The organism is Acidovorax sp., from assembly GCF_046341535.1.
Lineage (GTDB): Bacteria > Pseudomonadota > Gammaproteobacteria > Burkholderiales > Burkholderiaceae_C > Acidovorax.
Genome location: NZ_JBKDRI010000039.1, coordinates 33,068 through 56,914, shown reverse-complemented (window position 1 = coordinate 56,914; position 23,847 = coordinate 33,068). Strand labels below are relative to the sequence as shown.

At 65.3% G+C, this 23,847-nt stretch carries 20 protein-coding genes; 12 read left to right on the top strand and 8 right to left on the bottom strand.

What is annotated here, in order from left to right; all coding sequences use genetic code 11:
• Positions 1 to 223: 223 nt before the first annotated feature.
• Entirely contained in the window at positions 224 to 2,284 is a 2,061-nt protein-coding gene (locus ACK543_RS02715; protein ID WP_409941327.1) for an ABC-F family ATP-binding cassette domain-containing protein, read from the top strand.
• Positions 2,285 to 2,788: 504 nt separating this feature from the next.
• Here ACK543_RS02715 and phbB read toward each other — a convergent pair.
• The 3 genes from phbB to ACK543_RS02700 form a co-directional block, all read right to left on the bottom strand.
• Positions 2,789 to 3,526 (bottom strand): acetoacetyl-CoA reductase, encoded by a 738-nt coding sequence (phbB, locus tag ACK543_RS02710; protein WP_409941326.1) that lies wholly within the window; start codon positions 3,524 to 3,526, stop codon positions 2,789 to 2,791.
• Between the two features lie 196 nt (positions 3,527 to 3,722).
• On the bottom strand, positions 3,723 to 4,901 hold the full coding sequence (locus ACK543_RS02705; RefSeq protein ID WP_409941325.1) for an acetyl-CoA C-acetyltransferase: 1,179 nt from the start codon (positions 4,899 to 4,901) through the stop codon (positions 3,723 to 3,725).
• 208 nt (positions 4,902 to 5,109) lie between these two features.
• A complete protein-coding gene (locus ACK543_RS02700) occupies positions 5,110 to 6,810 on the bottom strand; it encodes a PHA/PHB synthase family protein (RefSeq protein ID WP_409941324.1) in 1,701 nt (566 codons plus the stop codon).
• 111 nt (positions 6,811 to 6,921) lie between these two features.
• Between ACK543_RS02700 and ACK543_RS02695 the strand changes: the two genes are divergently transcribed.
• A complete protein-coding gene (locus ACK543_RS02695; protein WP_409941323.1) occupies positions 6,922 to 7,272 on the top strand; it encodes a hypothetical protein in 351 nt (116 codons plus the stop codon).
• On the opposite strand, the gene ACK543_RS02690 is transcribed toward ACK543_RS02695, so the two are convergent.
• Both ACK543_RS02690 and maiA read right to left on the bottom strand, forming a co-directional pair.
• Entirely contained in the window at positions 7,192 to 8,109 is a 918-nt protein-coding gene (locus ACK543_RS02690) for a polyphenol oxidase family protein (protein ID WP_409941322.1), read from the bottom strand. The genes ACK543_RS02695 and ACK543_RS02690 overlap by 81 nt on opposite strands.
• Before the next feature lie 8 nt (positions 8,110 to 8,117).
• Positions 8,118 to 8,786 (bottom strand): maleylacetoacetate isomerase, encoded by a 669-nt coding sequence (maiA, locus tag ACK543_RS02685; RefSeq protein ID WP_409941321.1) that lies wholly within the window; start codon positions 8,784 to 8,786, stop codon positions 8,118 to 8,120.
• A 628-nt stretch (positions 8,787 to 9,414) separates the two neighbouring features.
• On the opposite strand from maiA, the gene trpE reads away from it, so the two are divergent.
• The 8 genes from trpE (at position 9,415) to ACK543_RS02645 (ending at position 16,978) form a co-directional block, all read left to right on the top strand.
• Positions 9,415 to 10,914 carry an anthranilate synthase component I gene (trpE, locus tag ACK543_RS02680; RefSeq protein ID WP_409941320.1) on the top strand — a complete coding sequence of 500 codons (1,500 nt, stop codon included), beginning with the start codon at positions 9,415 to 9,417 and terminating at the stop codon, positions 10,912 to 10,914.
• Entirely contained in the window at positions 10,911 to 11,294 is a 384-nt protein-coding gene (locus ACK543_RS02675; protein WP_409941319.1) for a chorismate mutase, read from the top strand. Before trpE ends, ACK543_RS02675 begins: the two co-directional genes overlap by 4 nt.
• Entirely contained in the window at positions 11,291 to 11,875 is a 585-nt protein-coding gene (locus ACK543_RS02670) for an aminodeoxychorismate/anthranilate synthase component II (protein ID WP_409941318.1), read from the top strand. The genes ACK543_RS02675 and ACK543_RS02670 overlap by 4 nt, the downstream gene beginning before the upstream one ends.
• Positions 11,872 to 12,540: a LysE family translocator gene (locus ACK543_RS02665; RefSeq protein WP_409941317.1), complete on the top strand. Its 669-nt coding sequence runs from the start codon at positions 11,872 to 11,874 to the stop codon at positions 12,538 to 12,540. The genes ACK543_RS02670 and ACK543_RS02665 overlap by 4 nt, the downstream gene beginning before the upstream one ends.
• A gap of 23 nt (positions 12,541 to 12,563) precedes the next feature.
• A complete protein-coding gene (trpD, locus tag ACK543_RS02660) occupies positions 12,564 to 13,604 on the top strand; it encodes an anthranilate phosphoribosyltransferase (protein WP_409941316.1) in 1,041 nt (346 codons plus the stop codon).
• Positions 13,605 to 13,626: 22 nt separating this feature from the next.
• Positions 13,627 to 14,427, top strand: a complete 801-nt coding sequence (gene trpC, locus ACK543_RS02655) for an indole-3-glycerol phosphate synthase TrpC (RefSeq protein ID WP_409941315.1) — start codon at positions 13,627 to 13,629, stop codon at positions 14,425 to 14,427.
• A gap of 73 nt (positions 14,428 to 14,500) precedes the next feature.
• The gene (locus tag ACK543_RS02650; RefSeq protein WP_409941314.1) at positions 14,501 to 15,229 is read left to right on the top strand and encodes a uracil-DNA glycosylase; all 729 of its coding nucleotides are present in this window, start codon (positions 14,501 to 14,503) and stop codon (positions 15,227 to 15,229) included.
• A 147-nt stretch (positions 15,230 to 15,376) separates the two neighbouring features.
• Positions 15,377 to 16,978, top strand: a complete 1,602-nt coding sequence (locus ACK543_RS02645; protein ID WP_409941313.1) for a gamma-glutamyltransferase family protein — start codon at positions 15,377 to 15,379, stop codon at positions 16,976 to 16,978.
• A gap of 6 nt (positions 16,979 to 16,984) precedes the next feature.
• On the opposite strand, the gene queA is transcribed toward ACK543_RS02645, so the two are convergent.
• The 3 genes from queA to ACK543_RS02630 form a co-directional block, all read right to left on the bottom strand.
• Positions 16,985 to 18,178 carry a tRNA preQ1(34) S-adenosylmethionine ribosyltransferase-isomerase QueA gene (gene queA / locus ACK543_RS02640; protein ID WP_409941312.1) on the bottom strand — a complete coding sequence of 398 codons (1,194 nt, stop codon included), beginning with the start codon at positions 18,176 to 18,178 and terminating at the stop codon, positions 16,985 to 16,987.
• 132 nt (positions 18,179 to 18,310) lie between these two features.
• Positions 18,311 to 19,300 (bottom strand): 1-phosphofructokinase family hexose kinase, encoded by a 990-nt coding sequence (locus ACK543_RS02635; RefSeq protein WP_409941311.1) that lies wholly within the window; start codon positions 19,298 to 19,300, stop codon positions 18,311 to 18,313.
• A complete protein-coding gene (locus ACK543_RS02630) occupies positions 19,294 to 20,577 on the bottom strand; it encodes an HD-GYP domain-containing protein (protein WP_409941310.1) in 1,284 nt (427 codons plus the stop codon). The genes ACK543_RS02635 and ACK543_RS02630 overlap by 7 nt, the downstream gene beginning before the upstream one ends.
• A 122-nt stretch (positions 20,578 to 20,699) precedes the next feature.
• On the opposite strand from ACK543_RS02630, the gene recG reads away from it, so the two are divergent.
• Together recG and ACK543_RS02620 are read left to right on the top strand one after the other, a co-directional pair.
• Positions 20,700 to 22,865, top strand: a complete 2,166-nt coding sequence (recG, locus tag ACK543_RS02625) for an ATP-dependent DNA helicase RecG (protein ID WP_409941309.1) — start codon at positions 20,700 to 20,702, stop codon at positions 22,863 to 22,865.
• 2 nt (positions 22,866 to 22,867) lie between these two features.
• Positions 22,868 to 23,833 carry a LysR substrate-binding domain-containing protein gene (locus ACK543_RS02620; RefSeq protein ID WP_409941308.1) on the top strand — a complete coding sequence of 322 codons (966 nt, stop codon included), beginning with the start codon at positions 22,868 to 22,870 and terminating at the stop codon, positions 23,831 to 23,833.
• Positions 23,834 to 23,847 lie beyond the last annotated feature (14 nt).

The window sequence follows — 23,847 nt, the reverse complement described above, 5'->3', positions numbered from 1 at the left end:
CGGCTGCAAATCGACCGCAGCGGTCCATTTTTAACCGCCTTTTTGCCCCATAGCTCGGCTATGGGGCTGCAAATTCGGCAAAAACTGTCCTCGCTGGGGCCGATTTTCGCTTTCGACGCTCCAAGTCCGACAGCCTCCTAGGAGCCCGCAGCGGATTGCTTCGCTGCACGCCCGATAGCTACGCCACCCGCCCTGCGCGGGTGCGCTTTTTTCTCTTGCCCGGATGATCACCCTCAAAAATGTAACCCTGCGGCGGGGCACGAAAGTCGTGCTCAACAGCGTGTCCACCACCATCAACCCCGGCGAAAGCGTGGGGCTGGTGGGGCGCAACGGTGCGGGAAAGTCCAGTCTGTTTGCGCTGCTCAGCGGCAAGCTGCACGAGGATGGCGGGGACTTCTGTGTTCCCACCAGCTGGCGGATGGCCGAGGTGGCGCAGCACATGCCCGAAACGGACCAGTCGGCCACCGACTTTGTGCTGGAGGGCGACACCCGCCTGGCCGAGGTGCAGCAGCAATTGGCCGAGGCCGAAGCCAGCGACGACGGCATGGCCATTGCCCATGCCTACTCAGACCTGCACGATGCCGGAGCACACGACGCCGTGGCACGCGCCCAGGCGCTGATTCTGGGCCTGGGCTTTCGCGTGAGCGAGCTCGAACAACCGGTCAACAGCTTCTCGGGCGGCTGGCGCATGCGCCTGCAACTGGCGCGCGCGCTGATGTGCCCCAGCGATTTGCTGCTGCTCGATGAGCCCACCAACCACCTGGACCTGGACGCCCTGGTCTGGCTCGAAGCCTGGCTCAAGCGCTACCCGGGCACCATGATCGTGATCAGCCACGACCGCGAGTTTCTGGATGCCATCACCAACGTCACCCTGCAGATCCAGCAAGGCGAGCTCAACCGCTACGGCGGCAACTACAGCAAATTCGAGGAACTGCGCGCCCAGCAGCTCGAGTTGCAACAGGCCAGCTTTGCCAAGCAGCAGGAGAAGATGGCGCACCTGCAAAAGTTCATTGACCGCTTCAAGGCCAAGGCCAGCAAGGCCAAGCAGGCGCAAAGCCGCGTCAAGCAGCTCGAACGCATGGAGAAGATCGGCCCGGTCCTGGCCGAGGCCGATTTCACCTTTGAGTTCAAGGAACCGGCCAACCTGCCCAACCCGATGCTGGCGATCAGCGAAGCATCGTTTGGCTACATGGACGACGAAGGTGTGCCCACCACCATCCTCTCGGGCGTGAACCGGTCGGTGCTTGCGGGCCAGCGCATCGGCATTCTGGGTGCCAACGGCCAGGGCAAGTCCACGCTGGTCAAAACCATCGCCCGCACCCTGAAAGTCCTGGGCGGCACCATCACCGAGGGCAAGGGCCTGAACATCGGCTACTTTGCCCAGCAGGAACTGGACGTTCTGCGCCCGGGCGACAACCCGCTGGAACACATGATCCGCCTGGCCCGGGATTTAGGGCCCGACGCCAGGCAACCCAGCCGCGAACAAGACCTTCGCAGTTATCTGGGCAGCTTCAATTTCACCGGCGACATGGTCAAGCAGGCCGTAGGCACCATGAGTGGCGGCGAAAAAGCCCGCCTGGTGCTGGCCATGATCGTCTGGCAGCGCCCCAACCTGCTGCTGCTGGACGAGCCCACCAACCACCTGGACCTGGCCACCCGCGAGGCCCTGGCCATGGCGCTCAACGACTTTGATGGCACCGTCATGCTGGTCAGCCACGACCGTGCGCTGCTGCGCTCGGCGTGCGAAGACTTCTGGATGGTCGGCCGTGGCAAGGTCGGGCCCTTCGATGGTGATCTGGACGACTACCAGAACTACCTGCTGGAAGAATCCAAGCGACTGCGCGAGCTGGCGCGCCTGGCAGACAGCGACAAGGCCGACCGGCAAAGCAGCTTGCAGGCCAGTGAACTGCCCTCGGACCCAAGCCAGGCACCGGCGCCACCCCTGCGGCCCGCTGCGGCCGCCGAGACAACGCCCCCCGTTGCGACAGGCCCGTCGGCTCCTTTCGGCAAGGACGGGCGCGAGCAGCGCAAGCTCGACGCCCAGGCCCGCCAGCTTCGCGCCGAAAAGACCCGGCCACTGCGCAAAGAGCTGGAACAGATCGACCAGCAACTGGCGGCCCTCTTAGCCGAACGCGCGGCGCTGGAAGACACCCTGTCCCGCCCGGCAGCCCCGAGCGAAATCGCTGAATGCGGCCGCAAGCTCAAGGCCAACCACGACGAAACGGCCAGACTGGAGGAACGCTGGCTGGAGATTTCAGCGGCCCTGGAAGACACGACGGCCTGATCTGACAGGCACCCATGCAAGTGGGTGCAGCAAAAAATATAAAAAAACCCAGTGTTGCGCGCGACAGTACTGGATAAGGCGCTATCAAATCAGGATCATTTAGCGGCCTGCGCTACGGCGCATGACGGATTGCATTTTTTTTCGAAATGGTGTCAACGGCCTGTCTCTGGGGCACGTTGTTGGTTCATCCAAGGAGTTTTTCCAAATGAACCGCAACGAAATCCTGTCTGCCTGGCCCGAAGACGAACGCGATCGCAAGCGCGCTCCGGCCCGTTTCTGAGCATCAATGGCGTGATGCGCAACCGCCTTGTGCGCCGCATCACAACCTGAGGGCACCACGCACCCCACCAGGAAACCAGCCAGTCACTGCGTTCTGCGTGAGGCGGCTCCCCAAGAATCCAGGCACCGGTTGAGCCTGACAAAAGCCCAATAAAAAACCCCGCATTGCGGGGTTTTTGCTTTTCGGGCGTTGCGCAGCCCGTCGGGCCGCGCAACAAAGGCCCATCAGCCCATGTGCAGACCACCGTTGACCGAGAAATCGGCACCGGTGGCGTAGCCACCTTCTTCCGAGGCCAGCCAGGCGATGATGGATGCGATTTCGCTGGGTTCGCCCAACCGCTTGACCGGAACCGTGGCCACGATCTTTTCCAGCACGTCCGGGCGAATGGCCTTGACCATGTCGGTGCCGATGTAGCCCGGGCTCACGGTGTTCACCGTCACGCCCTTGGTGGCCAGCTCCTGCGCCAGCGCCATCGAAAAACCGTGCATGCCGGCCTTGGCTGCCGAGTAGTTGGTCTGGCCCGCCTGTCCCTTTTCGCCGTTGACCGAGCTGATGTTGATGATGCGGCCCCAGCCCTTTTCAACCATGTCCGCCACCACCTGCTTGGTCACGTTGAACATGCTGTTGAGATTGGTTTCGATCACGGCGTCCCAGTCTTCGCGGGACATTTTGACGAACATGCGATCACGCGTGATGCCCGCGTTGTTCACCAGCACATCAATCGTGCCGTGCTCGGCCTTGGTCTTGGTGAAGGCTTCGACCGTCGAATCCCAGTCACCCACATTGCCGACCGAGGCATAAAACGTGTAACCCAGGGCCTTTTGCTCAGCCAGCCACTTGGCATGGTCCCGCGTAGGGCCGCAGCCCGCGATGACCTTGAATCCATCCTTGTGCAGCCGCTGACAAATGGCAGTGCCGATACCGCCCATCCCTCCCGTCACGTACGCAATTTTTTGGCTCATCTGTTTTCTCCTGTTCGCCGGTTGAAATTCTGTTTCACCTGCACTCTAACCAAGAAAGCACTGGCTCCCGTGAAGGTAAACACTAAAAACGGGGCATTTTTTGGTGCCGTTGCTGCGCCGGGGCCACTGCTGTGGCCCCCAGCCGCCGATCGCGGGTGCAGGCGGCCTGGCCGATCGCCGGGCGCCTTCGGTGCAATCAGCGCTCGAGCGCGAGCGACACACCCATGCCGCCGCCAATGCACAGCGCTGCCAGGCCTTTTTTGGCGTCGCGGCGCTGCATTTCATGCAGCAGCGTGACCAGAATGCGGCAGCCCGATGCGCCAATGGGGTGACCAATGGCAATGGCGCCACCGTTGACGTTGACGCGGGCAGGGTCAATGCCAAGCTCCTGGTTCACAGCGCAAGCCTGGGCGGCGAAGGCCTCGTTCAGTTCGAACAGGTCAACGTCGGCCGCCTTCCAACCCGCACGCTCGAGCGCCTTGCGCGAGGCAGGCACCGGGCCCATGCCCATGGTGGCGGGGTCCAGCCCGCTGGTGCCAAAAGCGGCAATGCGCGCCAGCGGTTTGAGACCCAGCGCGGCGGCCTTCCTGGCCGTCATCACCACCACCGCGGCGGCACCGTCATTGAGGCCCGACGCGTTACCGGCCGTCACACTGCCCGCCTTGTCGAAAGCGGGGCGCAGGCCCGCCAGCGCCTCGGCGTTGGTCTTGCGGTTCAGGTACTCGTCGGTATTAAAGAGGATCGGATCGCCCTTCTTCTGCGGCAGGCTCACACCCACGATTTCATCCACAAACTTGCCTGCATCCTGGGCAGCGGCTGCCTTTTGCTGGCTGCCCAGCGCCAGGGCGTCCTGCATGTCACGGCTGATTCCGTACTGCTTGGCGACGTTTTCGGCGGTGATGCCCATGTGGTACTGGTTGTACACGTCCCACAGGCCATCGACGATCATGGAGTCGACCATCTTCCAGTCGCCCATGCGCTGACCGTCACGCGACCCATTGAGGACGTGAGGGGCCAGGCTCATGTTCTCCTGGCCACCGGCGATGACGATCTCGCTGTCGCCCCAGGCCACGGCCTGGGCTGCCAGCATCACCGCCTTCAGGCCCGAGCCGCACACGGCGTTGATGGTCAGGGCCGGGGTTTCCTTGGCAACACCCGCCTTCATGGATGCCTGGCGCGCCGGGTTCTGGCCGACGCCAGCGGTCAGCACCTGCCCCATGATGACTTCGCCCACTTGCGCGTCCGACAGGCCGGCGCGGGCAATGGCTTCGCGAATGACGACGGCACCCAGCTCCGTGGCCGGAACCTTGGCGAGCGCGCCGCCAAATTTACCCACTGCGGTGCGGGCTGCCGAAACGATGACGATGTCTTCCATGAGATGGTCCTTGTGGTTGGGAGGGGTTAACTGGTGTGATTTTCGCAGCGACGGATGTACGTGCGACTGCGTAATCGTGATGGATGCAACATCGAACTGTTCAGACACCGGACGCCCGGGTGGCTGGTCTCAGCGCTGGTCGGGCTTTGGAGGTGCCTCATGCCGGACGCCGCACCTCGGATCACCCCACCCCAGCGCCTGTTGCGTTTCAGGCCTTTTGCTTGACGTAGCGGCCCGGAGCCGGTTCGATGGCCTTGAACTTGGCCCCCTTGCCGTAGGCTTTGGGCGCGGCGATCTGCTTGCCCGCATGGCCCTTGAGCCAGTTTGACCAGTCGGTCCACCAGCTGCCGGGATGCTCGGTGGCACCGGCCAGCCAGGCGTCCAGCGTGGCCGGAAACTTGCCGTCGGCCCGGATCCAGTGGCTGCGCTTGCCCTTGGCGGGCGGGTTGATGACGCCAGCGATGTGGCCCGATGCGCCCATCACAAAACGCTTTCTGCCCGGCAGCACCTGGGTTGAGGCGTAGGCCGCCGCAGCGGGCACGATATGGTCCTCGCGCGAGCCATAGATGTACACGGGCAGGGTGAGCTGATGGAGGTCGAGCTTTTCGCCGCACACCGTGAGGGCGCCAGGCTGCACGAGCTTGTTTTCGAGGTAGAAATTGCGCAGGTACCACGCGTAAAAAGGGCCAGGCAGGTTGGTGCTGTCACTGTTCCAGTACAGCAGGTCGAACGGAGGCGGGGTCTCACCTTTGAGATAGTTACCCACCACGTAGTTCCACACCAGGTCGTTCGGGCGCAGAAAACTGAAGGTCGAGGCCAGGTCCTGACCCTTCATCAGCCCTCCCTGGCCCATCTGCATCTCGCGGAACTTGACGAAAGCCTCGTCGATGAACACATCCAGGATGCCCGTGTCGGTGAAGTCGATGAGCGTGGTGAGGAAGGTGGCACTGGCCACGGGTTCTTCGCCACGGGCGGCAAAGACTGCCAGTGCGTTGCTCAGGATGGTGCCGCCTACGCAAAAGCCCAAGGCGTTGATCTGCTCTGCGCCCGTGATCTTCTGCACCACATCCACCGCAGCCATCGCGCCGCCCTCGACGTAGTCGTCCCAGGTCTTGTGCGACAGCGAAGCATCCGGGTTGCGCCAGCTCACCACAAAGGTGCGCTGGCCCTGCTCCACGGCATAGCGGATCAGCGAATTCTCGGGCTGCAGGTCAAGGATGTAGTACTTGTTGATGCAAGGCGGCACGAGCAGAAATGGGCGCTCGTACACCTTGGCCGTGAGGGGTTTGTACTCCAGCAGCTGAAACAGTTCGTTTTCAAACACCACCGCGCCTTCGGTCGTGGCCACATTGCGGCCCACCTCAAAGAGGCTCTCGTCCGTCATGGACACGTGGCCCTGCTTGATATCGTGTAGCAGGTTCTGCATGCCCTTGGCAATGCTCTCACCCTTGGTTTCAATCGCCTTTTTCTGCGCCTCGACGTTGAAGGCCAGATAATTGCTGGGCGACATGGCCGCCATCCACTGCTCCACGCCAAAGCGTATGCGGGCACGGGTTTTTTCGTCTGCCTCAACCGCATCCGCCAGACCCATGAGAGCTTTGGCGTTGAGCAGGTAGGCCGCCGCTGAAAAAGCCGCTACCGGGTTGCTGGCCCAGCCTTCGCCGGCAAAGCGGCGATCCTTGACCTCGGCTTTGCCTTGAAGGCCCTGCGACCAAAGTTCCTGGGCTTCCTTGAGATACTGCTGCTGCAGTTCCTGGAGCCGTTCAGGGGCGAACTTGATGGCCGGGGTGGCCGGTACCGGTGCGCCGACATCGAGCTTTTGCAGTGATTGCAGTGTCTGTGCCCAGCCTTCCTCGAAAATTTTCTGGAACTGCTGGGCGCTTTCTGCCCACTGTGAGTCGGTCGTCATGCTCTTTCCTCGATGGTTGTTCACCCTGCTCGGCAGGCTGAATGGATTTTGCTCAATATTTGTGTCGATTGTTGCCCACGCCGTGGAACAACAACTTTTGATGGGGAAACAATGTACCTGATCGTCATTGCCTGGGCTTACGTCACTCTGATGATGGCGGTGGCCGAGGCCACGAGCACCACGGGCACCGTGCTGGGGGCCATCATCACGTTTGCGCTGTACGGCTTGCTGCCCATGGGTATTTTGGTCTACATCCTGGGCACACCCTCGCGCAAGCGCGCCATCAAGGCGCGCGAGGCGGCCGAACAGGCGGCTCACGACGCGGCGCAGGAGCAGGCGCGCGCGCACGCGGCCACCGCAGCGCCGGGGCCGGAGGGCGCATCACCCCTTCCAGATGCAGGCGGCGAACCGTCCGCTGCCCTCACCCCGGGCGCTGCCATGGCGGTGCGAAAAGAACCGTGAGGCGTTGGTCACCGTGCACCAGGGCGCGCTGCCATCGTTGCCATAGATGCGGGTGATGCCCAGCGACTGCAGTCGAAGGCGCGCCAGCCCCGCCAGATCGCACAGGAACTTGCCACGATGCCCCGCATGCGCGACAAAGCATGCGGCTGCGCCAGGGTTGGCGCCGCAGAAAGCCTCGCGCACCTCCACCCCCACCTCAAATGCCGTGGGGCCGATGCAGGGGCCCAGCCAGGCCAGGGTTTGATCAGCCACGGCGGCCCGGGCAGCGGCCGCCTGCGTGTGAGGGCCCGCAAGATTTTTCGAATTTGCTATTGAAATAGTAGCATCAAAGTGATTCACGTCGTGCGTAACCGCACAAAATTGTTCAAAAACCGCCTCCAGCACGCCGCGCCCGCCCTGCCCTGCCAGACCGCGCCAGCCTGCATGGGCGGCGGCCACCGCCAAGCCGCAGGCGTGGGCGAGCAGCACCGGCAGGCAGTCGGCCACCATGATGGTGCAGGCCACGGCGGTTTCGGTGGTGACGCTGGCGTCGGCCTCGGCACCATCGGCGGTTGCGGCGCTCAGTGACAGCACGCAATGGCCGTGCACCTGCCGCAGAAACACGGGCCTGGTGCCTGGCGTGACGGCTTGCAGCGCATCGGTCAGGCGGGCGCGGTTGGCGCGCACGGCGGCCGGGTTGTCGCCCACATGGTCGCCCAGGTTGCAACTGGCGTACGGCGCGGCACTGACGCCACCGCTGCGCGCGGTGCACAGTGCATGCACGCCAGCCGGAGCAGGCCAGTCCGGCACCAGCCAATCCGCAGGCAGCACTGGCGACGGCTCAGCGCGGGGCAGCATGCGGCGGCTCACGCCTCGTGGTCCGGGCAGGCCGACGGCTGGGCCTGCTGGAACGCGGGCAGCGCCATGCAGGCGTCAAAGGCGCCCAGCGTCAGCGGCAGGCCGCTCAGGTCCACATCGAAACGCCGGGCATTGAAGATCTGTGGCACCAGGCAGCAGTCGGCCAGCGTGGGGGCATCACCCCAGCACAGCACCGACGGCGGCAGGCCCTGCGCGCTGCGCTCGTGCGAAAGCAGCTGCAACTGCCGCTCAAAAGCCTCCAAACCGCTGCGAACCCAGTGGCGGTACCAGGCCGTCTTGGCGTCCTCAGTCACCTTCAGCTCGTTGACCAGGTACTTGAGCACCCGCAGGTTGTTGAGCGGATGAATTTCGCAGGCCACCATCTGCGCCAGGGCACGCACGCGCGCCCGCGCCATCGGTGTGGACGGCAGCAGGGGGGGCGTGGGGTGGCTCTCGTCCAGGTATTCGATGATGGCCATGGACTGCGACAGGGTCGCACCGCCATCGGTGACCAGCATGGGCACCAGCGCGTCGCCGACCCGCGCTACAAAGGCCGGGTCACGATGCTCGCCCTTGACCAGGTGAACCGGGATGTAGTCATAGTCCAGGCCCTTGATCTGCAGCGCGATACGCACGCGAAACGAGGCCGAGGAGCGAAAGTAGTTGTATAGCTGCATGGATGCTGGATCGTCAGGGCAAGGGGTGGAAAGCGGGTGCCGCAATGCCGCGCGGCGCGGGTGACCTGATCGTCGCCGGGCTGGGCCAGCCACTTGTGGAGGATTGTGAACTACGCAGGCGCCGCTTCATAACCGGCAGTGTCTTGCCTGGCACTGCGCCACGGTGCGCGGATGGGCGCGGGTGAATCGCCCAGCATCATGGGCTCCTAGGAGCCTGTCGGACTTGGAAATCGTCGGCTGCAAATCGACCGCAGCGGTCCATTTTTCACCGCCTATTTGCCCCATAGCTCGGCTATGGGGCTGCAAATTCGGCAAAAACTGTCCTCGCTGGGGCCGATTTTCGCTTTCGACGCTCCAAGTCCGACGGGCTCCTAGGTGCAAGCTTTGCTACACTTCGGCCCCATGTTCATTCACCACGTGTTCATCACAGGTTGCAGCGACCGGGGAGCCTGGCCCTGGCGGCCGCCTGTCGCTTTGAACGCCTGATGGCACCTGGGCGCGCCGGCGCCGCAGCGTGCCCCACCCGTGGCCTCCTCCCTTTCTGTTGCGGGGAGGCCGATTGAATGAACCGCAGTGCCACGCATTCTGTGCCCAGGGATGCTCGCTGCGACAGCTGGGAGCCCTCCCCGTGATCACAGAACTTGAATTCAAAAGCCTGGCCCGCGAAGGCTACAACCGAATTCCGCTCATGGCCGAAGCCTTTGCGGACCTGGAAACCCCGCTCTCGCTGTACCTGAAGTTGGCGCGCACCAAGGACGGCGGCAGACACAGTTTTCTGCTTGAATCTGTCGTGGGTGGCGAGCGCTTTGGTCGCTACAGCTTCATTGGCCTGCCCGCCCGCACGCTGCTGCGGGCCAGTGGCTTTGGCGCTGCGGCGCGCACCGAGGTGGTCAATGACGGTCAGGTGGTGGAGACTGCCGCAGGCAACCCGCTGGACTTCATTGCGGAGTACCAAAAGCGCTTCAAGGTGGCTTTGCGCCCCGGTCTGCCACGCTTTTGCGGCGGCCTGGCCGGCTACTTCGGCTACGACGCGGTGCGCTACATCGAAAAAAAGCTCGAGACCACCTGCCCGCCCGATACGCTGGGCTGCCCCGACATCCTGCTGCTGCAGTGCGAGGAACTGGCGGTCATCGACAACCTCTCGGGCAAGCTCTATCTCATCGTCTATGCCGACCCGGCCCAGCCCGAGGCGTATGCCCGGGCCAAGAAGCGGCTGCGTGACCTGAAGGACCAGCTCAAATATTCGGTGAGTGCCCCGGTGGTCAAAGCCACCGAAAGCCACCCCGCGCAGCGCGACTTTGCCAAGGCTGACTACCTGGCCGCGGTCGAGCGCGCCAAGGAGTTGATCGCTGCCGGCGACTTCATGCAGGTGCAGGTGGGCCAGCGCATCCACAAGCGCTACACCGAAAGCCCGCTCTCCCTGTACCGCGCGCTGCGCTCGCTGAACCCGTCGCCGTACATGTATTTCTACGACTTTGGCGACTTTCATGTGGTGGGCGCCAGCCCCGAAATTCTGGTGCGCCAGGAAAAGACGGACGAAGGCACCAAGGTCACCATCCGCCCGCTGGCCGGTACCCGCCCGCGCGGAGCCACGCCCGAAAAGGACAAGGCCGCCGAGGTGGAGCTCATCAACGACCCCAAGGAGCGTGCCGAGCATGTGATGCTGATCGACCTGGCGCGCAACGACATCGGGCGCATCGCCCGGACGGGTACTGTCAAGGTGACGGAGGCTTTTGTGGTGGAGCGCTACAGCCACGTGATGCATATCGTGAGCAACGTGGAAGGCATGCTCAACGATGGCATGACCAGCATGGATGTGCTCAAGGCCACCTTTCCGGCGGGCACGCTGACCGGCGCGCCCAAGGTCCATGCGATGGAACTGATTGACCAGCTGGAGCCCACCAAGCGCGGCCTGTACGGAGGCGCTTGCGGCTACCTGAGCTACGCGGGCGATATGGATGTGGCCATTGCCATCCGCACGGGCATCATCAAGGACGGAACGCTGTATGTGCAGGCAGCGGCTGGCGTGGTGGCCGATTCGGTGCCCGAGCTGGAATGGAACGAGACCGAGCACAAGGCCCGGGCCTTGCTGCGCGCTGCCGAGCTGGTGGAGGAGGGACTGGAATGACCGGCCCCGTCGCCAAAGCCATTGATCTGGTGCAGCCCTGCACCACCATGGACGATGTGCGCCGCCACATCGACGCGCTGGATGACATCCTCGTGCCGCTGCTGGTGCAGCGCACCGGCTACATGACGCAGGCTGCGCGCATCAAGCCCAGCGCTTCGGTGGTGCGTGACGAGGCGCGCATCGAGGCCATCGTTCAGCGGGTGCGTGCCGCTGCCGCCCGCCATGGCGGCCAGCCTGATGTGGTCGAGGCCATGTACCGCAGCCTGATGGAGCATTCCATCGCCTATGAACACCGCGAGTTCGCGCGCTTGCGCGCAGGGCAGGCCGATGCCGCCCAGAACCCGCCAGCGGCCCGTGACGCCGCAGGGAGCGCCGCATGAAACTCTTGATGGTCGACAACTACGACAGCTTCACCTACAACATCGTCCAGTACTTCGGTGAGCTGGGCGCGGACGTGGAGGTGTTTCGCAACGACGAAATCACCGTGGCCGAGATCGAAGCGCGCCTCGCGGCCGGGCAGCTTGACCGCCTGGTGATTTCGCCCGGCCCATGTTCGCCCGCCGAGGCAGGCATCTCGGTGGCAGCCATCCAGCACTTTGCCGGCAAGCTGCCCATCCTGGGCGTGTGCCTGGGGCACCAGGCCATTGGTGCGGCGTTTGGCGGCCGCATCATCCGCGCGCAGCAGCTCATGCACGGCAAGACCAGCGTCATCACCACGGCGCAAAAGGGCGTGTTTGCGGGGCTGCCCGAGCAGTTCACCGTCAACCGCTATCACTCGCTGGCCATCGAGCGCGCCACCTGCCCCGATGTGCTGGAGGTGACGGCGTGGACCGATGACGGCGAGATCATGGGCGTGCGCCACCGGGCGCTGGCGATCGAGGGCGTGCAGTTCCATCCCGAAAGCGTCCTAACCGAACACGGCCACGCCATGCTCAAGAACTTTCTGGAGCAGCGCGCATGATCATCGACAGCCACCAGCTGGTGATGTTCATCGCCGCAGGCTGGCTGCTGAATCTGACGCCCGGGCCGGACGTGCTCTACATCCTGACCAATGCGCTGCGCTCGGGCACCCGTGCAGGCGTCGTGGCCGGGCTGGGCATTACCGCCGGTTGCTTCGTGCACATCTTTGCGGCCGCTGCGGGTGTGGGTGCCCTGCTGGCCACATCGGCCACCGCATTCACCGTGCTCAAGTGGCTGGGCGCGGCCTACCTTCTGTGGATGGGCGCGCGCATGCTGCTGTCCAGGCCCGCCGCCGATGACGGCAACACGGCTGCGCTGGTGGCTGCCAGGGCAGGCTCGGCGCAGCACACGAACCTTCGCAAGGTGTTCCTCGGCGGCTTTTGGACCAATGTGCTCAACCCCAAGGTTGCCATTTTCTTTCTGGCCTTTGTGCCGCAGTTCATTGCGCCGGGGGCTGACAACAAGGCGCTGGCCTTTGTGTTGCTGGGCGTGCTGTTCAATGTGAACGCCATCCCGGTCAATGTGGGCTGGGCGCTGGCGGCCTCGTGGATGGCGCGGCGTGCCACAGTCATCCGGCGGGGCATGCACTGGCTCGACCGCGTGGCGGGTGCCATGTTCATCGGCTTCGGACTCAAGCTGGCCTTTACTGATCAACCGGCGGCCTGAACGCCAACCCAGGAGACATAGACATGCCCATTACCCCCCAGGAAGCGCTGCAGCGCACCATAGAGCACCGCGAAATCTTCCACGACGAGATGCTGCACCTGATGCGCCTCATCATGCAGGGCGAGCTGTCGCCCGTGATGACGGCTGCCATCATCACCGGTCTGCGCGTGAAGAAGGAAACCATTGGCGAGATCACCGCCGCCGCACAGGTGATGCGCGAGTTCAGCACCAAGGTGCATGTGCCCGACAGCAAGCACCTGGTGGACATCGTGGGCACCGGTGGTGACGGTGCCAACACCTTCAACATCTCTACCTGCTCGATGTTCGTGGCCGCCGCTGCGGGCGCCAAGGTCAGCAAGCATGGCGGGCGCGGCGTGTCGAGCAAAAGCGGCAGCGCTGATGTGATGGAAGCCCTGGGCATCCACATCAATCTCCCGCCCGAGGCCATCGCACAGTGCATTGCCGAGGTGGGCATTGGCTTTATGTTCGCGCCCAACCACCACCCGGCCATGAAAAATGTGGCTCCGGTGCGCAAGGAACTGGGCGTGCGCACCATCTTCAACATCCTGGGCCCGCTGACCAACCCGGCAGGCGCGCCCAACATCCTGATGGGCGTGTTCCACCCCGACCTGGTGGGCATCCAGGTGCGCGCGCTGCAGCGCCTGGGCGCAGAGCACGCGCTGGTGGTGTATGGCCGCGACGGCATGGACGAAGTGAGCCTGGGCGCTGCCACGCTGATAGGCGAGCTGAAAAACGGCCAGATCACCGAATACGAAATCCACCCCGAAGATTTTGGCCTGGCCATGGCCAGCAACCGCGCCCTCAAGGTCGAAACGCCCGAGCAGTCGCGCGCGATGCTGCTAGGCGTGCTCAAAGGCGAGCCCGGCGCGGCGCACGACATTGTGTGCCTGAACGCTGGCGTGGCGCTGTATGCAGCCAATGTGGTTGATTCGGTGCCAGCAGGCCTTGAAAAAGCGCGTGCGGCCATTGCATCGGGCGCGGCGCGGGCCAAGCTGGAGCAACTGGTCACGCGCACGCATGCGCTGGCAGGCGCTGCCGCGTGATACCCACCAACCAGGTTTTTCCATGAGTGACATCCTCAACAAAATCGTCGCCGTCAAGCACGAAGAAGTGGCCGCTGCCCAAAAGCGCCTGTCGCTGCCCGCCATGCGCGCCGACGCCGAAAGCCGTGTGCTCACCCGCGACTTTGAAGGCGCGCTGCGCGCCAAGATTGCCAAGGGCCAGGCGGCGGTGATTGCCGAAATCAAAAAGGCCAGCCCCAGCAAGGGCGTGCTGCGCGCCGACTTTGAGCCCGCCGACATCGCCCAGAGCTACATGGAAGGCGACGGCAAGGTCAGTGCGGCGTGCCTGTCGGTGCTGACCGACCGGCAGTTCTTCCAGGGCCAGCCCGACTACCTCAAGCAGGCGCGCGCCAGCACCTCGCTGCCTGTGCTGCGCAAGGATTTCATGGTCGATGCGTACCAGATTTACGAGTCGCGCGCGATGGGGGCGGACGCCATCTTGCTGATCGCCGCCTGCCTGGATGATGCCGAGATGGCCGACTTTGAGGCCATCGCGCGCAGCCTGGACATGGCGGTGCTGGTGGAGGTGCACGACCGGCCGGAGCTGGAGCGGGCGCTCAAGCTCAAGACGCCGCTGGTGGGCATCAACAACCGCAACCTGCGCACGTTCGAGGTGACGCTGGACACCACGCTGGGCATGTTGAAAGACGTGCCGCCAGACCGCCTGCTGGTGACCGAGTCGGGCATCCTCAAGCCCCAGGATGTGAAGACCATGCGCGATGCCGGTGTGCACGCCTTCCTGGTGGGCGAGGCGTTCATGCGCGCGGACGACCCAGGGCTGGCGCTGGCCCAACTGTTCGCCTGATCTGGTATTGATATTGCTATTAAAATAATAGCTAAAAAATCAATCGCATCAAGCGTAAACGGGTATTTTGACTATGGTTTTCGCATCCGACGCTGCCACGCAGCTGGTCAGCGCTGACCCGGCCAGCTGGCCCGTGGCACCGGGCTGGCAGCCGCTGGTGGATGATTTCCTGGCGGGTACCCGGGGCCAGGCGCTGCTGGCGTTTCTGCAGGCGCGGCTGGATGCCGGGGCGGTGATTTTTCCGCCACGCCCGCTGCGGGCGCTGGAGCTCACACCACCCGATGCAGTGCGCGTGGTCATCCTGGGGCAAGACCCTTACCACGGCCGCGGTCAGGCCGAAGGGCTGGCGTTTTCGGTAGCGCCAGGGGTGCCGCTGCCGCCCTCGCTGCGCAACATCTTCAAAGAAATCCAGCGTGACCTGGGCACCCCGCCGCCGGCCTGGCCCGAGCCCGGCGGCAGCCTGGTGAAGTGGGCCAAAAACGGGATGCTGTTGCTCAACACCGGCCTCACGGTGGAAGAGGGCCAGCCCGCCAGCCATGCGGGCAAGGGTTGGGAGCAGCTCACCGACGCCGTCATCCGCCATGTGGCCGAAGGCCCGCGGCCGGTGGTGTTCATGCTGTGGGGTTCGCACGCCCAGTCCAAGCGCGTGCACATCCCGGCTGATCGCGGGCACCTGGTGCTGATGTCCAACCACCCCTCGCCGTTATCGGCGCTGCGGCCGCCCGTACCGTTCATGGGTAACGGGCATTTCGGCAAGGCGCGACAATTCCGGGAACAGCACGGTGATGGCGTGCCGCGCTGAGATGGTCACGCCCGACTTTGCGCTCCCGCTTCATGACGGCATGTTTGCGGGGTTGGCACTGCGCCAGCCCGGTTTCGCGGCGCGAGGCGGACTGATCCGCCCGGGCCTTTGGGGCCTTGCCAGCGTCCGCCATGGAGTCACACCGATATGAACACCAAAACGCTTGACTGGTCTGTTCCCTATGCCTCCCAGCGCAGCGCGGTGATGGGAAGCAACGTGGTGTCTGCCTCGCAGCCACTGGCTGCGCAGGCGGGGCTGCGCATGCTGCTGGCGGGGGGTAATGCGGTGGATGCGGCCATTGCCGCCGCGATGGCGCTCACCGTGCTCGAGCCCACGGGTTGCGGCATCGGCAGCGACGCGTTTGCCATCGTGTGGGATGGCCAGGAGTTGCATGGCCTGAACGCCTCGGGCCGCTCGCCTGCGGCGTGGACGCCGGAGTACTTCGAGGCGATCGGCGGCATCCCTGAGAGAGGCTGGAATACCGTCACGGTGCCGGGCGCTGTATCGGCCTGGGTGGCGCTTTCCAGGCGGCTGGGCCAACTGCCGTTGGCGCAACTGGCGCAGCCTGCCATCGACTACGCGCGCCATGGCTTTCCCGTCTCGCCCATCATTGCCCGGCAGTGGGCGCTGGGTGCTGCCAAGCTTGGCGCGCAGCCGGGCTTTGCCGAGTGCTTTATGCCGCGCGGGCGGGCTCCGCAGGCGGGCGAGATCTTCCGCAGCGAGGCGCACGCCCGCACGCTGGAGCGGATTGTCGAGACCGAGGGCGAGGCCTTCTACCGGGGCGATCTGGCCGAGCGCATGGTGGCCCATGCACAGGCCCATGGCGGTGCCATGACCCTTGCCGACCTGGCTGCGCACCGGGCCGACTGGGTGGGCACCATCCAGCAGCGCTTTGGCGATTCGATCATTCACGAGATTCCGCCCAACGGCCAGGGCATTGCCGCGCTGATGGCGCTGGGCATGCTGGACGCGCATGGCATTGGCGCGCACCCGGTAGACAGCGTGGAGACGGTGCATGCCAGCATCGAGGCCATGAAACTCGCCTTTGCCGATCTGCACCAGTACAACGCCGACATCGATGCCATGCGGGTGTCCCCGGCCGAGCTGCTCCACGCCGATTACCTGAAAAACCGCGCGGCGCTGATCGACCCCACGCGCGCTGGCGACCCCGGCCACGGCACGCCGCGCCCCGGCGGCACGGTGTACCTGGCGGCGGCAGATAGCCAAGGCATGATGGTTTCGTTCATCCAGTCCAACTACATGGGGTTTGGCTCAGGGGTGGTGGTGCCGGGTACCGGCATCAGCCTGCAGAACCGCGGCCACAACTTCAACCTGATCCCGGGTCACGCCAACCAGGTGGCGCCGGGCAAGCGCCCCTCGCACACCATCATCCCGGCGTTTGCCATGCATGCCGACGGCACGCCGCAGATGGCGTTTGGCGTGATGGGCGGCCCCATGCAAAGCCAGGGCCACACCCAGATGGCCCTGCGCTTGCTGCGCTATGGCCAGAATCCGCAAGCCGCGGTCGATGCCCCGCGCTGGCGCATCACCGGTGGCAAGGGCGTGGCGGTGGAGCCCGCGTTCGACCCGGCCGTGGTCGCTGCGCTGCGCGCCCGCGGACATGAGGTGACGGTGGAGCCGGGCGATGGCGTGTTTGCCTTTGGCGGCGCGCAGCTGGTGCTGCGCGAGGGCGGTCACTATGTGGCAGGCTCCGACCCCCGCAAGGACGGGCACGCGGTCGCTTTTTAAGTCGAATCAGCCTTCACCGCCCAGCCATCCATCACTGGTGGCGATGGATTGACTAGCGCTTGCACGCCCCAGCACCATCGCATCGCCATAGCTGAAAAACCGGTACTGCTGCGCAATCGCGTGGCGGTACAGGCCCATGATGTGGGCATAACCGGCAAAGGCGCTCACCAGCATCATCAGCGTGCTTTTGGGTAGGTGGAAGTTGGTGATGAGCAGATCGACCACCTTGAAGTCAAAGCCCGGAGTGATGAAGATGTTGGTATCGCCCGTGGCTTGCCCCGACTGGGCCCATGACTCCAGCGTGCGCACGGTGGTGGTGCCCACCGCCACCACACGGCCGCCGCGCTGGCGGCAGCGCTCCAGCGCGGCCAGTGTGGCCAGGGGCACTTCGTACCACTCGCTGTGCATCTGGTGCTCGGCGATGTTTTCGGTCTTGACGGGCTGGAAGGTGCCGGCGCCCACATGCAGCGTGACGCTGGCGCGCTCGATGCCGCGCGCGGCCAGCGTGGCCAGCACGCCCTCGTCAAAGTGCAGCGCGGCGGTGGGGGCGGCCACGGCACCGGGCTTGCTGGCAAACACGGTCTGGTAGCGCTCGCTGTCCTCGGCTTCGTCGGGGTCGTGGTCGCTGTTTTGCTGGCGCTCGATGTAGGGCGGCAGCGGCAGGTGGCCGTGGCGCTCCATCAGCTCCCACGGCGTTTCGCCCGCCGGGCCGTGCAGCGCAAAGCGGAACAGCGGGCCGTCCTCATGGGGCCAGCGCGAGAGCAGCGTGGCATCAAACCCGCCGGCATGGCGGCCCCCGGCCATGTGTACCGTGCTGCCGGGCAGGGGTTTTTTGCTGACCTTCATGTGCGCCACGACTTCGTTGGCGGGGTTGCCGGCCTCGGCGGGCAGCACGCGCTCGATCAGCAGCTCAAGCTTGCCGCCACTGGCCTTTTCGCCAAAGATGCGCGCTTTCACCACGCGGGCGTCGTTGAAGATCAGCAGGTCGCCTTCGCGCAGCAGACCGGGCAGGTCGCGGAAGATGCGGTCCATGGGCTGCATGGCGCGGCCGTCCAGCAGGCGCGACGCGCTGCGCTCTGCGGTGGGGTGCTGGGCAATGAGTTCGGGGGGCAGCGAGAAGTCGAAATCGCTGAGGGTGAAGGAGCGCGCGGCAGGGTGCGCCCGGTCGGCGTCCGGAGCGCCCGATGGGAGGAGGGTCATGGTGCTTGAGGGCCGAACAGGCCCGTGCCAAGGGGGTGAGTGGATGAAAAAGCGAGTTGATTGTCCCATGACCCGCGGTGCCCACCCTTCCCGGCCGCGTCGGTGGCCCACCGTGTGGCCGCAGTGGTGGGGTCAAAGTGAGGCCGGCGCGGGGACCTGTATCAGCAGTCGGCGCATATCGGCCGTGGCCGCCAGCGATGTGCCGGGCGACTGCAGGGCCGCCGCGCCTGCGGCAATGCCCCAGCGCAGGGCTTCGGGCGGTGCGTCGCCCCGGTCGAGCGACCACACCAGCGCTGCCAGAAAGCAGTCGCCCGCGCCGGTAGTGCCGTGCTCTGCAGTCGCTGGCAGCGCAGGGGCATGCCAGCTGCCTTCGCGCGTGGCCAGCAGCGCGCCCTGCTCGCCAAGCGACAGGGCCACCCTGTCGGCCTGCCCCTGGCGCACCAGGGCCCGTGCGGCCCGGTGCCAGTCGGCAGGCTCCGCCAGCGGCTCGTGCAGCAGTTCGCGCAGCTCGCGCAGGCTGGGCTTGACCAGTGCCACCCCGGCCTGCAGCGCGGCTGCCAGTGCCGGGCCGGAGGTGTCCAGTGCCAGGTGTACGCCGTGGCGGCGGGCGGCGTGGGCCAGGTCGGCATAGGTGGTGTCGGGCAGCCCCGGCGGCAGGCTGCCGCTGGCAACCCACCAGCGCGGGGCACCTGGATGGGCAGCGGCAGTGTATTCGAGCAGGGCCGTCCACAGCCGATGCCACTCGGCCGGGTCCACCTGCGGCCCGGGCAGCACAAAGCGGAATTCCCGCCCGGTGGAGGTCTCCACCACCGACAGGTTTTCGCGGGTGTCGCCCGCAATGGGGTGCATGCGCGTGGCCACGCCCTCCGCTGCCAGCAGGGCAGCGATTTGCGCACCGGCGGCACCGCCTGCCAGGGCCCATGCCTGCACATCGGCCCCAAGCCGTTGCAGTACACGTGCGACGTTGATCCCCCCGCCACCCGGAAACCGCTGCACCGGCCCGCAGCGCAGTTTGTGGGTGGGGGCGACCTGCGCCGTGGTGGTGGCCAGGTCCAGCGCGGGGTTGGGGGTGAGGGTGACGATGCCCGCGGGGTGCATCGCCGTCGCCACCGGGTTCACCATTGCCGTTCGCTGAAGCCTGACCAGAGTTCGTTGAGGTCCGGAAACCGCCATTGGTCGGGGTTCTCGCGGGCCACGATCTTGTCATGGCAGTCGGGTGCGGACAGGTTGATGACCTCGGGCCCGATGCGCAGCCCCGATTTGGTGGAGAAAAACACCTTGACGATGGGGGTGGTCAGCGCCGCGGGCGATTGCTCGATCACCACACCCACATGCCCGGACGCCAGCCGCACCAGGGAACCCACGGGATAGATGCCAATGCTCTTGACGAACGCATGAAACAGCCGGGAGTCGAAGTGATCCTTGGTCCATTCAGCCATGCGTTGCAGCGAGCCGGCCGGATCCCAGCCCCGTTTGTAGGGCCGGTCGGAGGTAACGGCGTCGTACACGTCACAAATTGCCGCCATGCGCGCAATCTCGCTGATGGCGTCGCCACTGAGCTTGTCGGGGTAGCCCGATCCATCGATTTTTTCGTGGTGGTGCAGGCAGGCATCGAGCACCGCCTCGGGAAGGTTGCCACCCTCTCGCAGCATGTGGTAGCCCTCGACCGGGTGCGAGCGAATGACCTCGAATTCGTGGTCGGTCAGCTTGCCGGGCTTGTTGAGGATGGCAAGCGGAATGGCCGCCTTGCCCATGTCGTGCAGCAGCCCGGCCATGCCTGCCAGTCGGGTTTGCTCATCATCGAGATTGAGTTGCCGCGCCAGCGCCACCATGAGCGCGCACACCGCCACCGAATGCATGAAGGTGTAGTCGTCTGCTGTTTTCAGACGCGCCAGGCTGATCAGTGCGCCAGGGTTGCGGGTGACGGAATCGGAGATTTCGGCCACCAGGTTTTGCGCCCCGTCGGCATCCACTGCGCGACCCATGCGGGCCTCGCTGAACATGGAGACCACGGCGTCCTTGGACTTGTTGCAGATGGCTGCGGCCTGGCGCAGTTCGGTGTGCATGTCCGTTGGGGCCAGGTTGCGCGCCGATGGGGGAGGCGGTCGGGGCGCAATCGTGACGTTGGCGATGGACAGATTTTCCGGCTGACCGAAATCGGTGTCGATCTGAGGAACGAATTGCTCTTGGGATATCGGCGCGGTTCCGACTGCAACATCCAGGCCCTTGGACGTGTCGATCCAGCACTCGCGGATGGCCGTCGCGTGGATGCGCGCAAGGTCAGCCGGGTCTTTCAGCAGGAACTTGACCCGCCAGAACGGATGATCCATCCACGAACCACAGAATTCGTGGAGGTACATCCCCAGAGTCAGGTCTTTGGTATCGATACGCTTGAGCATGGTGTAAGACGCCGTCTGCCGAATGACCCACGCAGATCGCAAAGACAGTTAGCAATGGTAACCATGGTAGCCTTTTTGGACGCGGTTCGCTTGTGGGCGCCGCCTAAATTTCTCATCGCCGCATGCCCCCCGCCTCGAACTCGCCGCGTTCTCCCCTGGTCGCCCCTGTCGGCGCGCGCAAGCGCGCAGCGTCTGCGGCCGCACCTGGCCCCGGCACGGTGGCGCAGCAGGCCCTGCGCAAACTGGGGTTGCGGCGCGATATCGACCTGGCGCTGCACTTGCCGCTGCGCTACGAGGACGAAACCCGCATCACGCCGCTGGCCAGCGCGCGCGATGGGCAGATCGTGCAGATTGAAGCCACCGTGACCGCCTGCGAGGTGCAGCTGCGCCCGCGCCGCCAGCTGCTGGTGCAGGTGGATGACGGCAGCGGAACCTGTGAGCTGCGGTTTTTCAGCTTTTACCCTTCGCACCAGAAAACGCTGGGGGTAGGCAGCCGCCTGCGCATCCGGGGCGAAGTCAAGGGCGGCTTCTGGGGGCGGCAGATGCTGCATCCGGCCTTTCGTGTCGCGGGCGGCGAGCTGCCCGTTGCGCTCACCCCGGTCTACCCGACCACGGCAGGGTTGCCGCAGGCCTACCTGCGGCGTGCAGTGGTGGGCGCGCTCAGCCGGGCGGACCTGTCGGACACGCTGCCCCCTGGGGTCGAGCCACCGCTGAAAATTTTGTATCAAAACAGTGCCCTGCGCTTGTTCAGCCTGCGTGAGGCGCTCACTTTTTTGCACCATCCAACGCCTGATGTCGCGCTCTCGACCCTGGAGGACCACAGTCACCCCGCCTGGCAGCGTCTGAAGGCCGAGGAGCTGCTGGCCCAGCAGTTGTCGCAGCAACAGTCGCGTCGCGAGCGCGACAGGCTGCGGGCGCCGGTGCTGGCCCCGCCAAGGCCTGCCGATGGGACGTTGCCGCTGCACGAGCAGCTCCTGGCGGCGCTTCCATTTGACCTGACCGCCGCGCAACGCCGGGTGGGCCAGGAAATCGCTGACGATCTGGCCCGCCCGGTGCCCATGCACCGCCTGCTGCAGGGCGATGTGGGTTCGGGCAAGACGGTGGTGTCGGCCCTGGCGGCCTGCCTGGCCATGGATGCGGGCTGGCAGTGCGCGCTGATGGCGCCCACCGAAATCCTGGCCGAGCAGCACTTTGCCAAGATGATCGGCTGGCTGGAGCCCCTGCTGGCGCAGCGGGGCCGCAAGGTGGCGTGGCTGGTGGGCGGGCAAAAGAAGAAAGACCGCGCCGCCATGCTGGCGCTGGTGGCCAGCGGCGAGGCGGCGCTGGTGGTGGGCACCCATGCCGTCATCCAGGAGCAGGTGCAGTTCAAGAACCTGGCGCTGGCCATCATCGACGAGCAGCACCGCTTTGGCGTGGCGCAGCGGCTGGCATTGCGCAAGAAGCTGGCCCCCATGGAACCGCACATGCTGATGATGAGCGCCACGCCCATCCCGCGCACGCTGGCCATGAGCTACTACGCGGACCTGGATGTGTCGGTCATCGACGAGCTGCCCCCCGGCCGCACGCCCATCGTCACCAAGCTGATTGCCGACAGCCGCAAGGATGCGGTGATCGAGCGCATCGGGGCCCAGGTGGCCGCCGGGCGGCAGGTGTACTGGGTGTGCCCGCTGATCGAGGAGAGCGAGGCGCTGGACCTGAGCAATGCCACGGCCACCCATGCCGAGCTGAGCGAGGCCTTGCCCGGCGTGATGGTGGGCCTGCTGCATTCGCGCATGCCCAGCGCCGAGAAGAAGGCGGTGATGGCGCTGTTCACCAGCGGGCAGATGGGCGTGCTGGTCAGCACCACCGTGATTGAGGTGGGCGTGGATGTGCCCAATGCCTCGCTCATGGTCATCGAGCATGCCGAGCGCTTTGGCCTTTCGCAGTTGCACCAGCTGCGCGGCCGGGTGGGGCGGGGCGCTGCGGCATCGGCCTGCGTGCTGCTGTACGCCACCAACGACAGCGGCCGCGTGGGCGAAACCGCCAAGGAGCGCCTGCGCGCCATGGCCGAAACCACCGATGGCTTTGAGATCGCCCGGCGCGACCTGGAGATTCGTGGGCCTGGCGAATTTCTGGGCGCGCGGCAGTCGGGCGATGCGCTGCTGCGCTTTGCCGACCTGGCCACCGACACCCACCTGCTGGAATGGGCACGCGCGCTGGCTCCGGTGATGCTGGAGCAGCACCCGGGGCTGGCCGAGCAGCATGTGGCCCGATGGCTGGGGGGAAAATCAGACTTTCTCAAGGCCTGAACATGACCCTGACTGAACTCAAGTACATCGTCGCAGTCGCCCGCGAAAAGCACTTCGGCCGTGCGGCCGACGCCTGCTATGTGTCGCAGCCCACGCTGTCGGTGGCCATCAAAAAGCTGGAAGAAGAGCTGGACGTGAAGCTTTTTGAGCGCAGCGCGGGTGAGGTGACCGTGACGCCCCTGGGCGAGGAAATCGTGCGCCAGGCGCAAAGCGTGCTCGAGCAGGCCGCTGCCATCAAGGAAATCGCCAAGCGCGGCAAAGATCCGCTGGCCGGTCCGGTCACCCTGGGCGTGATCTACACCATCGGCCCCTACCTGCTGCCCGAGCTGGTGCGGCACTCCATTGCGCACAACCCGCAAATGCTGCTGATGCTGCAAGAGAACTTCACGGTCAAGCTGCTGGAGATGCTGCGCACCGGCGAAATCGATTGCGCCATCCTGGCCGAGCCCTTTCCAGACACGGGGCTGGCCATCGCCCCGCTCTATGACGAGCCGTTCATGGCCGCGGTGCCCAGCACGCACCCGCTGGCGGCGCGCGAATCGGTCACGGCGGCCGACCTCAAGAGCGAGACCATGCTGCTGCTGGGCGCGGGGCACTGCTTTCGCGACCATGTGCTGGAGGTTTGCCCTGAGTTCGCGCGCTTTTCCAGCAATGCCGAAGGCATCCGCAAGTCCTTTGAAGGCTCGTCGCTGGAAACCATCAAGCACATGGTGGCGGCAGGCATGGGGGTCACGCTGGTGCCCCGGCTCTCGGTGCCGCGCGATGCGCTCCAAAAAGGGGTGCGCCGCCGCAAAAGCGACGAATCCCACATCCGCTATCTGCCGGTGGAGGAAGCCGATGGCAGCGCGCCGCCCACGCGCCGCGTGGTGCTGGCGTGGCGGCGCAGCTTCACGCGGTACGAGGCGATTGCAGCCTTGCGCAACGCTGTCTATGCGTGCGAGTTGCCGGGCGTGACGCGGCTTTCGTGAGCCTTGCTGCGCTC